A 13924-nucleotide genomic window follows, 5' to 3' on the forward strand; every position below is an offset into this window, starting at 1 on the left:
GGTTTAAAAGCCTGAGATATGGGGGGTAAAAATGGCAAGTATATTTAAACGTGGTGGAAAGCTAATGCTTGCAGTTATTTTAGCAAGCGTAATGGTGGCTTCTCCAGTGAGAAGTGTCTTTGCTGCAGAAGCTCAAGCAACATCTTACCGTACAGTTACTGAGGTGTTTGACTGGGGATCAGCAACAACAAAGGTCATTGTTGACTTAGGTAAGAAAGTAGATAAAGGTTCAGTTGGTACAGATACTTTCAAAGTACATGTATTGAGAACTGATACTAGATCAAATACTGCGATTACTGGTGCTGCAGAAGGTGATCGAACTATTACTAAAGCATATGTTTCAGATAAGGACGGTAATGCTGTTGATAGTGGCAATTATGCAGTGCTCGAAATGAGTGTTGGTCCTGATGATACTTTAAGTTCTCCAATTAATTTTAGTTTGACAACATTTATGAATGGGTGGGTTAAATGTGATTACACGATAACTCAACAAAAGGATATTGCATCAAGTTCGGGGACAATCTCAGGACTAGTTGTTAATACTTCTGCCGGAGATATTAAACCTATTGTCGATAGTTTTAAACTTGGACAAGCAACCTATGACAATGTTACTTTACATTATTCAAACTATACACCTGAAAAAGATAATAACAAACATCCATTAGTTATATGGCTTCATGGTATGGGAGAAGGCGGAACAGATGGATTACTTCCTATCACAGCAAATAAGGCAGACAACTTTGCTTCAAAGCAAATGCAAGCATATTTTGGAGGAGCTTATGTTCTAGCACCTCAAACTCCAAGCTTCTGGATGGATGGATTTAATGGATTTGGAGATGGAACTTCAAAATACGAAAATGCACTTATGTCGCTAATTAAAGATTACGTTGCAAACAATAAAGACATTGACACAAGCAGAATTTACATCGGTGGAGATTCTAACGGTGGATATATGACAATGCTTATGGCAAGAGATTATACAGATTATTTTGCAGCTGCATTTCCAACTTGTGAAGCTTTAAAGGATACTTTAATAAAGGATTCAGATATTGAGAAGATGAAGAACCTTCCAATATGGTTTACTGCAGCTAAAACAGATACTACAGTTCCAATAAATGACTATGTAGTTCCAACTTATAATCGTTTAGTGAAGGCTGGAGCTAAAAATGCTCATTTATCATTATTTGATAAGGTAGTTGATACAACTGGTTTATATAAAAAGGCAGATGGATCACCATATGAATATATGGGTCACTGGTCATGGATTTATGTGTATAATAACCAATGCACAGATACAATTAACGGAAAAAGTACAACAATAATGGAATGGTTAGCTAGTCAAGCTAAAGTTAAGTCTACTAGTTATTCAACAGTTACTGAAGTACAAGACTGGGGACCAGCAATCACAAAAGTAATCGTTAACTTAGGGCAAAAGGTAGATCAAGGCTTAATAGCTACTGATACATTTAAGGTTCATGTTCTAAGAACTGAAAATAGACCAAACACTTTAATGCTAGGTGCTGCAGAAGGCGATCGTAAAGTTACAAGGGCTTATGTTTCTGATAAGGATGGAAATGCTGTGGCTAGCGGTAGCTACGCAGTTCTTGAAATGGAAATCGGTCCAGATCTAGCTTTAGGTTCACCAATGAACTACAGTTTATCTAATGGATTAAATGGATGGGTAACTTCTAATTACACAATTACTCAACAAAGAGATATAACTTCTAATTCACAAACAATCAGAGGTTTAGTAGGAAATGTATATGCAGGTGGAACCAAGATACTTGCAGACCAATTTACTACTTCACAAGGAACTTACGATAATATTACGCTACACTATGCAAGCTTTGCGCCAGCAAAGGATAGCAAAAAACATCCATTAGTAATTTGGTTACATGGTGCAGGAGAAGGTGGAACTGATGGTCTTCTTCCAATCATGGGCAATAAGGCTGTAAACTTTGCATCACCTGAAATGCAAAAATATTTTGAGGGAGCATATGTATTAGCACCACAAGCACCAACTTTCTGGATGGATGGTTTAAATGGCGGTAGAGGAGATGGAACTTCAAAATATGAAAAAGCTCTTATGTCTTTGATAAAAGAGTATGTTGCTAATAACAAGGATATTGATACAAATAGAGTATACATTGGTGGAGACTCTAACGGTGGATATATGACAATGGTTATGGCTAGAGACTATACAGATTACTTTGCAGCTGCATTCCCAACCTGTGAAGCTTTAAAAGATACATTAATAACTGATGCTGATATACAAAAATTAAAAAATATTCCATTATGGTTTACTGCTTCAAAAACAGATACAACAGTTCCTGTAAATAGCTTTATGGTTCCAACTTACGAACGTTTAGTAAAAGCTGGAGCAAAGAACGTTCATATGACATTATTAGAAAAGGTACTTGATACTACAGGTTTATACAAAAAAGCAGATGGTACACCATATGAATACATGGGGCATTGGTCATGGATATATGTATACAATAATCAATGTGTAGATACAATCAATGGAAAGAGCACAACAATTATGGAATGGTTAGCTGCTCAAGCAATAAGCAAAGCAGTACCAACAACACCAACACAAACAGCACCAACACAAACAACATCAACAAATACTAGTTCAACTACAACATCAGTAAGTAGTACTAGTACAACTTCACCACAAACTGGTGATTCAGCACCAATATTACCTTTAACATTACTAATGGCAGCTTCTGTTGCAGGTGGATATGTGCTATTAAGAAAAAAAGGTGTAAAGCAACAATAATATATATGTAACAAAAACAAGAAGAGTGAATTCTGTAGCGCAGAGTTCACTTTTTTACTGTATATGAAAATATAAAATTTGTATGTCAGTCAAACCTTTAAATTTCAATATTTTTAGAAGTTTTTATGGTAATACAGTAAAAAATAAGAATTTTAAATTAACTACTTTAATCACGAATTTAGTTTTTCATTTTAGGGAAATAGTAATGAGTTAGTATTGACTTAGAGTGAACTGTAAGGCGTATACTTTGAATATATAAATGAAAAAAATATTAGAGATTTATGCACTAATAGGAGGAAGAGAAAATGGATAATTTTAAATTTCATGCTTATACTGAAATGTTATTTGGTAAAGGTCAGATTTCTAACCTTCCAGAAGTATTAAAAAGACATGGCAAAAATGTATTGCTTGCTTATGGCGGAGGAAGCATAAAGAAAAATGGAATCTATGATAATATTCAAGAATTACTAAAAGATTTTAATATTGTAGAGCTTAGTGGTATTGAACCAAATCCTAGAATAGAGACAGTAAGACGTGGAGTAGAACTTTGTAAAGAACATAATGTTGATGTTATATTAGCTGTTGGTGGGGGAAGTACTATAGACTGCGCAAAGGTTGTAGGAGCTGCTTACTACTATGATGGAGATGCTTGGGATATAGTTGCCAATCCAGCGAAGATAGATAAGGTTTTACCTATTGTGACTATCTTAACGCTAGCAGCAACTGGATCTGAAATGAATAAAAATGCAGTTATTTCAAAAATGGATACAAACGAAAAGCTTGGAACGGCATCTTGGAATATGATACCTCAAACATCGATTTTAGATCCTGAATACTTATATACATTACCAGCTATCCAAACAGCAGCTGGTTGTGCAGATATAATGTCTCATATTATTGAAAATTATTTCAAGAAAACTACGGATGCTTTTGTACAGGATAAGTTTGCAGAAGGATTACTACAAGCCTGTATAAAATACTGTCCTATAGCATTAAAAGATCCAAAGAATTACGAAGCTCGTGCTAACATGATGTGGGCTAGTTCCATGGCTCTTAATGGTCTTACTGGAAGTGGAAAGGCAGGAGCATGGACTTGTCACCCAATAGAGCATGAATTAAGTGCATACTATGATATAACTCATGGAGTGGGTCTTGCTATATTAACTCCAAGATGGATGAGATATATATTAAGTGATGCAACGATTGATAAATTCGTTGATTATGCAATAAATGTATGGGATCTAGAACCTAAGGGAGATAAATTTGCGCTTGCAAATGAAGCAATAGATGCTACAGAAGACTTTTTTAAAGCTTGCGGTATCCCAATGACGTTAAGTGAATTAGGAATAGACAAAACAAATTTTGAAGCAATGGCAAAATCAGCAGTTGAACATGGTGCTTTAGCATATGCTTATGTTGCTTTAAATGAAGAAGATGTATATAAGATTTTAGAAATGTGTTTGTAAACAAATAGTATAAATGTGAGATTTAATAAAACGTAATTTTTAGTTATGATATAAGAGTTTAATAAGGGAATCCTGCATGCTCGTGTAAAAATGACATGTAGGATTTTCAATTTACTTAATATATTCATAAGTAAAATTTATTGACTATAAATTAAATGAGAAATATAATTATAGTATATAATAAACGCTTACATATAGTAGTTGTTGGATTGTAACTGAGTTAATCAGGCGAGACCTTCATTAGTACAAAGCGAGACAAGCTCTCTCTTTTTATTAATTGAGGTCTCTTTTGTTTTTATTTATTAGTTTATTGGATAATTAAATTAAGGAGTTACTATATACTTAGTAAGCAATGTTGTTGAAACATTAAAAATGTCATAATGAGTACAAAATCTTTCATTAAGTTTTGGGTGAAAAAGAATAAAATATATTTTTGGAGGTATAGAAATGGCAGTTAACACTAACAAATTACCAGAAGGATTTTTGTGGGGAGGAGCTACAGCTGCGAACCAATTCGAAGGGGGATATTTAGAAGGAAATAAGGGATTATCTACAGTAGATGTAATTCCTGCTGGAAAGGATCGTTTCCCTGTTATGCTTGGAAAAATGAAGATGTATGAATGCGATGAAGAGCATTTTTACCCAAGTCACGAAGCTATTGATTTTTATCATCATTACAAAGAAGATATTGCATTATTTGCAGAAATGGGCTTTAAGTGTTTTAGAATGTCTTTAGCTTGGTCTAGGATATTCCCTAATGGAGATGATGCAGAACCAAATGAAGAAGGATTAAAATTCTATGATGATGTATTCGATGAATGCTTGAAATACGGTATTGAGCCATTAGTTACTATAACTCACTTTGATGTGCCTATGAACTTAGTAAAGACAATTGGTTCATGGAGAAGCCGTAAGATGGTAGATTACTATGAAAGATTATGCAATGTTATATTTAATAGATATAACAACAAAGTAAAGTACTGGCTTACTTTTAATGAAATAAATATGCTGCTACATCTTCCATTCATTGGAGCAGGTTTAACATTTGAAGAAGGAGAAAATGTAGAAGCAGTAAAATATCAAGCTGCACATCATCAATTAGTTGCAAGTGCTAAAGCTACTAAGATAGCTCATGAAGTAAATCCAGAAATTAAGGTTGGATGCATGCTAGCTGCAGGTAATACTTATGCAAATACCTGTGCTCCTGAAGATGTATGGAAGTCAATGGAGAAGGATAGAGAAAACTATTTCTTCATAGATGTTCAATCTCGTGGAGAGTATCCAAACTATGCAATAAAAATGCTTGAAAAGAATAATATAGACCTAAAAATGGAAGAGGGAGATCTTGAAGTATTAAAGAATAATACTGTTGACTTTATTTCCTTCAGTTACTATTCTTCAAGACTTACAAGTGCTGATCCAGAAGTTAATAAAGAAACTGCAGGAAATGTATTTGCTACTTTAAAGAATCCTTACCTAAAGGCAAGTGAATGGGGATGGCAGATAGATCCACTAGGACTTAGAATAACTATGAATTCTATCTATGATCGTTATCAAAAACCATTGTTTATTGTGGAAAACGGCTTAGGCGCTGTGGATAATCCGGATGAAAATGGATATGTAGAGGACGACTACCGTATAGACTATTTGAGAGCTCATATTAAAGCAATGGAAGATGCAGTTAATGAAGATGGAGTAGAACTAATGGGATATACACCATGGGGATGTATAGATTTAGTAAGTGCATCTACTGGTGAAATGAAGAAAAGATATGGCTTTATCTATGTAGATAAAGATAATGAAGGCAATGGTACATTGAAACGTTCTAAGAAGAAGAGTTTCTATTGGTACAAAAAAGTTATAGAGACAAATGGAGAAGATTTAGAGTAATAACTGTTTAACTATGTATTAAAATACTTAAGCAAAACAAGTCGCATAGCCATAAATTTCTATAAGAACTATTATAATAAAACCCACGACATGCTCGTCGTGGGTCTTTTACTATATTCTTATAAACTAATTTGTTACCGTTACTGTGCATCGTGCAAATTTCGTAGGATCTTGTACAGAAGTTACAGTGACGGTAGCAGTACCTAATCCTACAGCATGAATTTTACCAGAGGAATCAACTGAGATTACATTAACATTACTGCTTATCCATGTTAGTGATTTATCTGTAGCATTGGTTGGATTAACGGTAGCTATTAACGTTATATCAGTACCACTTAACTTAAGAGAAGCTGTAGTTTTATCAAGAGTTATGCTAGTAACCCCGTAAATAACTGTTAAATCCTTAGTTGAAGTAAAACCACCATCAATGGTTTTAGCTGTGATAGTTACTGTGCCAGGAGCTACAGGAGTAACTACACCAGTAGCACTTACCTTAGCTATAGCTTCGTTGCTACTAGACCAAGTAACTGTCTTAATAGTAGCAGTAATAGGGGCCATAGTAGTACCTAAGGTTAAAGTAGACCCCATTTTAACAACGTTAGAACTAGAAGTTACAGTAACTCCTGTTACTGGTACAGGAACGATGATTGTACATTTTGCTACCTTAGTTGGATCTTGTACAGAAGTAGCTGTTATAGTAGCCGTACCATAGGCAACTGCATGTACAGTTCCGTTTGAATCAACAGTAGCTATGCTTTGATTACTGCTAGTCCAAGTTAACGATTTATCTGTTGCATTGCTTGGGTTAACTGTTGAGACTAAAGTTAAATCACTTTCTCCCAATCTAACATAAGCTGAGGTTTTATCAAGAGTTATGCTAGTAACTCCGTAAATAACTGTTAAATCCTTAGTTGAAGTAAAACCGCCATCAATGGTTTTAGCTGTGATAGTTACTGTACCAGGAGCTACAGGAGTAACTACACCAGTAGCACTTACCTTAGCTATAGCTTCGTTGCTACTAGACCAAGTAACTGTCTTAATAGTAGCAGTAATAGGGGCCATAGTAGTACCTAAGGTTAAAGTAGACCCCATTTTAACAACGTTAGAACTAGAAGTTACAGTAACTCCTGTTACTGGTACAGGAACGATGATTGTACATTTTGCTACCTTAGTTGGATCTTGTACAGAAGTAGCTGTTATAGTAGCCGTACCATAGGCAACTGCATGTACAGTTCCGTTTGAATCAACAGTAGCTATGCTTTGATTACTGCTAGTCCAAGTTAACGACTTATCTGTTGCATTGCTTGGGTTAACTGTTGAGACTAAAGTTAAATCACTTTCTCCCAATCTAACATAAGCTGAGGTTTTATCAAGAGTTATGCTAGTAACTCCGTAAATAACTGTTAAATCCTTAGTTGCAGTAAAACCGCCATCAATGGTTTTAGCTGTGATAGTTACTGTACCAGTAGCCACAGGAGTAACTACACCAGTAGCACTTACCTTAGCTATAGCTTCGTTGCTACTAGACCAAGTAACTGTCTTAATAGTAGCAGTAATAGGGGCCATAGTAGTACCTAAGGTTAAAGTAGACCCCATTTTAACAACGTTAGAACTAGAAGTTACAGTAACTCCTGTTACTGGTACAGGAACGATGATTGTACATTTTGCTACCTTAGTTGGATCTTGTACAGAAGTAGCTGTTATAGTAGCCGTACCATAGGCAACTGCATGTACAGCTCCGTTTGAATCAACAGTAGCTATACTTTGATTACTGCTAGTCCAAGTTAACGACTTATCTGTTGCATTGCTTGGGTTAACTGTTGAGACTAAAGTTAAATCACTTTCTCCCAATCTAACATAAGCTGAGGTTTTATCAAGAGTTATGCTAGTAACTCCGTAAATAACTGTTAAATCCTTAGTTGCAGTAAAACCGCCATCAATGGTTTTAGCTGTGATAGTTACTGTACCAGTAGCCACAGGAGTAACTACACCAGTAGAACTTACCTTAGCTATAGCTTCATTGCTACTAGACCAAGTAACTGTCTTAATGGTAGCGGTAGAAGGTGCTATGGTGGTACCTAAGGTTAAAGTAGATCCCATTTTAACAATTGTTGAGCTAGAGGTTACAGTAACTCCGGTTACTGGTACAGGAACAGTAATAGTGAATTTTCCAACTTTAGTTGGGTCCTGTACTGAAGTTGCTGAAATAACAGCAGAACCATAAGCTACTGCATGGACTTTACCAGTAGAATCTACTGTTGCTACAGTTGGATTACTGCTTGTCCAAGTCAAAGACTTATCATTAGCTCCAGCTGGATTAACAGTAGCTGCTAATGTGATATCATCACCACCTACTCTAACGTAAGGTGAGGCTGAAGCAAGGGTGATGCTTGATACTCCTTGTATAACATTGATATTACATGTAGCAGTGTAGCTTCCATCAGATGTTTTAGCTGTAATTACAGCTGTTCCACCTCCAATGGCTTTAACCACTCCTCCTGCAACTGTTGCAACTGAAGAATTACTTGTAGACCAAATAATTGTTTTATTGCTAGCGTTACTAGGAAGAACTGTAGCTGTAAGTGTGCTTGAAGCACCAGCAGCTAGGGTTAAATCGGTGCTAGATAAAGATACAGAGCTTACACTTACTGGAGTGAAATAAGTAAAGGAAAGATCTAATCTTACATCTCCAGTTATACTGCTTCTGTTATAATCAACCTTTGAATAAGAATAAGAAGTAATGTTTGAAATCCCTTTAATTGCAGTAGCAATATCAGTTGCAACTGTAGAACCGCTCATATATCTTACTGTAATTTTAGTTTGATTATTTTTAATTGCTTCCTGAATCTTAGCATTTAATTCAGTGGCGTTATTTACAGTATACTCAGGTGTTAATAAATTAAGGTTTAAGGCATCTATCAAACCTTGGTATACCGAAGAATTTGAAGAATCACTTAAAAGTTTTGAATTTAAAGTAGTGGCAAAATCAGTACTTGCAGCAGGATAAGTTTTCACCCATGAGTGGTTTAATTTTATTTGAGCATCCGTCAAGTTATAATAATCATAGGTTACTCTACCAGCCACATCTGGTAATGGGTCGTCCCAAGTTGTATCAAAGTGGTACCATGCTCCATCAAGGTAAACCAGATTCCATGCATGTGCTTGTCCACCAGCAGTGCCTTCTACTATCTTAGTTTGAATACCTGCCTGGTTTAGCATTTTATAGGATAGTAATGCATAGCCTTGGCATACCGTTGTGTATGGAGATACAACTGCATCATAATCTGAATGTTTTACTAATGTGGTATCATAAGCAACATTCTTTTCTATCCAGTCATGAATAGCTTTTTCTTTCTCGAAATCATTCATTCCGGAAGTTATTATCTGGCTTAATACTCCATTAACTTTGGTACTGACATAACTATCTTGAGCGGCTGTATTCCAATAATTAAAAGTAAAATTGATTGTAGCAACACCGCCGCTAACAGTGTAAGAGTAGGAATAACCTTTACTGGTATAATGCAAATAATCATCCCCGTTATAAATACTGTTTATAGCATTAGAAATATCGCTACTAAGTGTTGAAGTAGTTCCAGAGTAACTTATGCTGTATGTAGTCAGTCTAGAATGCATGGCTGAAGATATCTTTGTCTGTAAATCTGAAAGAGTTCCAGCAGAATCAACAGATCCGTATGCTTTAAATGTTAACAGTGCCACAAATAGTAATGAAAACAAAGAAAGCTTAAAAAAGTTGGATCGAAAAATTTTTTTCACAATAAATACACCTCCTTGTTTAATTGATAAAATAATCAGTAAATAAATATTCAGCCACTATTATATATTTTCGTAATTTTTCTTACATACTGCATGCTTTTACGATCAGTTCTGAAATATATTTCTAATATTTATTTAAGATATGAATTGGATTAAAGCTAATATTAAAAAACTTCAATATATTGGAATATGATCAAGTGCCATATCAAAATAAAAACATTAGTTTTAATATAATGTATCATTTTTAGAAAAATGAGAGAAAGTATAATTAATAAAAGGTTCTATAAATTAAGGTACAATATCAGATTTATTTATTATTTAAACAAGGATATTTTTTACAACATAGTATAGGGGGCAAAGCAATGAATAGAAAATTTTCAGATGTGTTACTTGGAGAGCCATTACGTAGTGAGCAAAGTAAGCATGAGAAATATAATGTACCTTTTGGTCTCGCAATTATGGCTAGTGATGCGGTATCTTCTGTAGCATATGCAGCACAGGAAATCCTTTTTGTTTTAATAGTATTAGGTTCAGCTGCATATGAATGGCTAACATGGACTTCATTTATGATTATTGGCCTACTTATAATACTTACAATTTCATACATACAAATTATTAAAGCATATCCACAGGGTGGAGGTGCATATAAGGTAGCTAAGGAAAACTTGAGCGATAAAGCTGGTTTAACTGCAGGTGCAGGATTGATAATAGACTATATACTTACAGTGGCAGTTAGTGCTAGTGCTGGAGCAGATGCCATTGCCTCAGCGTTTAGTAGCTTAATGCAATATAAAGTTTTGATAGTTGTGGTAATAATTGTGATTTTAACTATTTTAAATTTAAGAGGAATAAGTGAATCTTCAAAGATATTTGCGATTCCTAGTTATATATTTATAGTTAGTATGATATTTATGATAGTTTATGGACTATTTAAATATTTTGTGCTAAATATTCATCCAGCACCTATGTATCCAGTACCTACAAAGGCTACACAAAGCTTATCCTTATTTTTGATATTAAGAGCTTTTGCTTCAGGATGTTCTGCCTTAACAGGACTAGAGGCAGTAAGTAATTCTGTTCCTAATTTTAAAGAACCAAGTCAAAGAAATGCAAAAATTGTTATGATATTGTTGGCATTAATGATATTTTTCATATTTGGAGGTTCATCAGTACTTGCTATATTTTATACAGCAGTACCAATTACAGATGGACCTACAGTTATCTCACAAATAGCTTCAGGGATTTTTAGCAATGGTTTTATGTTCTATATAATACAGTTCAGTACAGCTATAATACTACTTATGGCGTGTAATACAGCTTTTACTGGATTTCCAATGCTTATGTATATAGTTGCTAAAGACGGCTATGCACCAAGACAATTTACTGTTAGAGGAAAGCGCCTTGGGTTTACATTTGGAATCGTAGGGTTAACTTTTATTGCATGTATTTTGGTCATAATATTTAGAGCAGATACCCATAGGCTGATTCCTTTATATGCATTAGGAGTCTTTACTTCTTTTACTTTAGGTCAATTTGGTATGGTTAATCACTGGATAAAAGAAAAAGAAGAAGGCTGGAAAAAAGGTGCTGTTATAAATGGAATAGGAACTGTATTAACTTTAATAACAGGAATAGTAATTTTGATTGAAAAATTTAGTCAAGGGGCTTTTATAGTTGTAATACTGATTCCAATTATAATTTTAGGACAGTTAAGGATTAAAGCTCACTATGACAAAGTAGCTAAGGGTTTAAGTATAAGTACTGTAAATCTAAAAGACATAAATATGAAGATAAAATATACTCATATTGTAGTAGTTCCCATAGCTAGTTTAAATAAAGCATCTATAAGTACACTTCAATATGCTAATAGTTTAAGTGATAATGTTATTGCTCTAAATGTGTCGCCAGATCAGGAAGCTATAGATAAATTGAAACAGAGATGGAATGAGTTGAACACAGATATTATACTTGTTGCTAAGTATTCTCCTTACAGGGCAATAATAAATCCTTTGATTGATAATATACAGTTGATAGCAGATGCAGCTGGTGAAGATGAAAAGGTAACAGTAATATTACCGGAATTCATAAGTCATGAAAAAAGGGGAGAAGTTTTACATAATCATACAAGTTTGATTCTTAGAGAAACCTTACTTAGAAATCATAATATAGTGGTTTCGACCTATCCATATCACCTAGAGGAATGCAGGAAAAGAGGAACAGATGATTGTAAGTAACGTTAGTATATTAATTAAATCGAAATATTTTGGATTGAACGTTCTAAGTCTGAAGAGTGATCACTGACTATAGAAAAGATAAATTTAATAATTAGAAGTCTTCAAATTAAAATTTTGTAATTAGTAAAAACTCTCACTGGATTTGTGAGAGTTTTTTCAGTTTATACCAATTATTATTTAGGCTCTTATAGAATGCCAGCAAGCATTGAGAACTTCCTGCTTTTTAGCTTCATCAAGCTGTAATTTACCGCCCTTGTGGCCTTTTACAACTGAGGTAATTATACCTGATATAATTTGGGCAACCAAAGAAGTATCTATATTTTTAATAATTCTTTGATTTTGTCCTTCAATAATTAAGTTATATACAATGTCGATAAAAGCATTATTTATTGAAGTATCATCATGGCATTTCGTTTTATGTAGCAAATATGCGTATTGCTCAGCAAAATTAAGTTCATCGAAGTATTGAAGGGTATATTCTAATAAACCAGAAACTAATTTATCAAACCGTATCTTTATGCCTTCAGATTGATCATAATTTGATAAGATGAAAGTATCCATTTTTAAGAGTATATCCTGGTATAAGGCGTTTATTAAGTCATCCTTACTGGAAAAGTAATTATATAAAGTTCCAGAACCAACATCTGCTTTTTTTAAAATCTTAGCTAAAGTAACTGATTGGATACTTTCTTCTACAATCAGCTGAAGAGTAGCATCTAATATATCTGATCTTTTGCTCATTTTTTATCACCACCGTGGATTGTATATTCTATATTATAACTAAAAAAAGTGCTTTTAGTCAATTTAGTCATTGACAATAGGGGGAGATAGATATAATATTAAAATAAAGTTGGAATGAATAATCCAAAAAAGACTTAGATATATATTAATTTGTTGAGGAAGGGATAATGATTATGAAGGGTGCGATTTTATATTTTTCGCTGACTGGAAATACTAAATTAGCTTGTGAGTATATAATTAGTAAGATTCATGATGTAGAGTTTGATCTTATGAATATGAGAGATGGTTATCCAAATTTAGATGAGTATAATATCATAGGTTTTGCTACTTATGCAGATGAATATTCAATTGCTGAGTTTGTAAAAGAGTATATTGATGGTATGGAAAGTATTAATAAACCAGCTTTTGTTTTTAGTACCTATGGAAAAGATAACGGAGCAGCAACAAAAGTTTTAGCAGAGAAGATAACAAAAAAAGGTTTTAAAGTAGTACTTGATCATGGTTTAAACACCCCTGAAAACTATCCTCCAGTTATGAAGCATGATCATGGACATATAAATAATCCAACTAAACAACAGATGGACGAGTTTAATATTTTTATAGATGAATTATCAAAAATATGTTTAAAAATAAGAAATAGAGAAGTAGTGAATGAGAAAAAGGTCTTAGTAAAAACTAAATATATTGTGCTTAGTAAACTTGGAACTGCATTAATGATGAGAAAGATTATGGGGGCCAAGAAAGTGGATAGCACATTATGTATCCAGTGCAAAAAATGTGTTAACACATGCCCATATAAGGTTATTAAAATGAATGATTTTCCAGTATTTGATGAAGCTAAATGTCATGGTTGCTTTGCATGCTATAATTTATGTCCAACAAAAGCAATTTACACCAATGGGTACAATAAGTTTGGACATTATCCAAAGCCAAATAAAGCTGTAATTGAAAAGCTTAAGGTATGAATATAGACTGAGTAATTTTTAATCCTTAAGAACAGCCATAATAAAATCCTTACATAACTAAATTATAGTATA

The 13924-nt window shown here is 33.8% G+C and carries 7 protein-coding genes; 5 read left to right on the top strand and 2 right to left on the bottom strand.

Going from position 1 to position 13924, the window contains the following annotated elements; genetic code table 11:
- Positions 1–31 precede the first annotated feature (31 nt).
- The 3 genes from bsdtw1_RS23400 to bsdtw1_RS02570 all read left to right on the top strand — a co-directional run bounded on the left by bsdtw1_RS23400 (position 32) and on the right by bsdtw1_RS02570 (position 6138).
- Positions 32–2782 carry a prolyl oligopeptidase family serine peptidase gene (locus bsdtw1_RS23400; protein ID WP_205245266.1) on the top strand — a complete coding sequence of 917 codons (2751 nt, stop codon included), beginning with the start codon at positions 32–34 and terminating at the stop codon, positions 2780–2782.
- A 305-nt stretch (positions 2783–3087) separates the two neighbouring features.
- Positions 3088–4248, top strand: a complete 1161-nt coding sequence (locus bsdtw1_RS02565; RefSeq protein WP_183276034.1) for an iron-containing alcohol dehydrogenase — start codon at positions 3088–3090, stop codon at positions 4246–4248.
- Between the two features lie 447 nt (positions 4249–4695).
- Positions 4696–6138, top strand: coding sequence for a 6-phospho-beta-glucosidase (locus bsdtw1_RS02570; protein ID WP_183276035.1), 1443 nt, complete (start codon positions 4696–4698; stop codon positions 6136–6138).
- Between the two features lie 126 nt (positions 6139–6264).
- On the opposite strand, the gene bsdtw1_RS02575 is transcribed toward bsdtw1_RS02570, so the two are convergent.
- On the bottom strand, positions 6265–9912 hold the full coding sequence (locus tag bsdtw1_RS02575) for an Ig-like domain-containing protein (protein WP_183276036.1): 3648 nt from the start codon (positions 9910–9912) through the stop codon (positions 6265–6267).
- A gap of 362 nt (positions 9913–10274) precedes the next feature.
- Here bsdtw1_RS02575 and bsdtw1_RS02580 point away from each other — a divergent pair, with 362 nt between their 5' ends.
- Entirely contained in the window at positions 10275–12146 is a 1872-nt protein-coding gene (locus bsdtw1_RS02580; protein WP_183276037.1) for an APC family permease, read from the top strand.
- A 177-nt stretch (positions 12147–12323) separates the two neighbouring features.
- Here the strand turns inward: bsdtw1_RS02580 and bsdtw1_RS02585 are convergent, their stop codons facing one another.
- Entirely contained in the window at positions 12324–12887 is a 564-nt protein-coding gene (locus bsdtw1_RS02585; protein ID WP_183276038.1) for a TetR/AcrR family transcriptional regulator, read from the bottom strand.
- Positions 12888–13054: 167 nt separating this feature from the next.
- On the opposite strand from bsdtw1_RS02585, the gene bsdtw1_RS02590 reads away from it, so the two are divergent.
- A complete protein-coding gene (locus tag bsdtw1_RS02590) occupies positions 13055–13852 on the top strand; it encodes an EFR1 family ferrodoxin (RefSeq protein WP_183276039.1) in 798 nt (265 codons plus the stop codon).
- The last annotated feature ends 72 nt before the right edge of the window (positions 13853–13924 follow it).

This window comes from Clostridium fungisolvens (genome assembly GCF_014193895.1).
Classification (GTDB): domain Bacteria; phylum Bacillota; class Clostridia; order Clostridiales; family Clostridiaceae; genus Clostridium_AR; species Clostridium_AR fungisolvens.

Coding starts and splice junctions, on each gene's coding strand:
- bsdtw1_RS23400 (WP_205245266.1), top strand. CDS start 32: ATGGCAAGTATATTTAAACGTGGTGGAAAGCTAATGCTTGCAGTTATT.
- bsdtw1_RS02565 (WP_183276034.1), top strand. CDS start 3,088: ATGGATAATTTTAAATTTCATGCTTATACTGAAATGTTATTTGGTAAA.
- bsdtw1_RS02570 (WP_183276035.1), top strand. CDS start 4,696: ATGGCAGTTAACACTAACAAATTACCAGAAGGATTTTTGTGGGGAGGA.
- bsdtw1_RS02580 (WP_183276037.1), top strand. CDS start 10,275: ATGAATAGAAAATTTTCAGATGTGTTACTTGGAGAGCCATTACGTAGT.
- bsdtw1_RS02585 (WP_183276038.1), bottom strand. CDS start 12,887: ATGAGCAAAAGATCAGATATATTAGATGCTACTCTTCAGCTGATTGTA.
- bsdtw1_RS02590 (WP_183276039.1), top strand. CDS start 13,055: ATGATTATGAAGGGTGCGATTTTATATTTTTCGCTGACTGGAAATACT.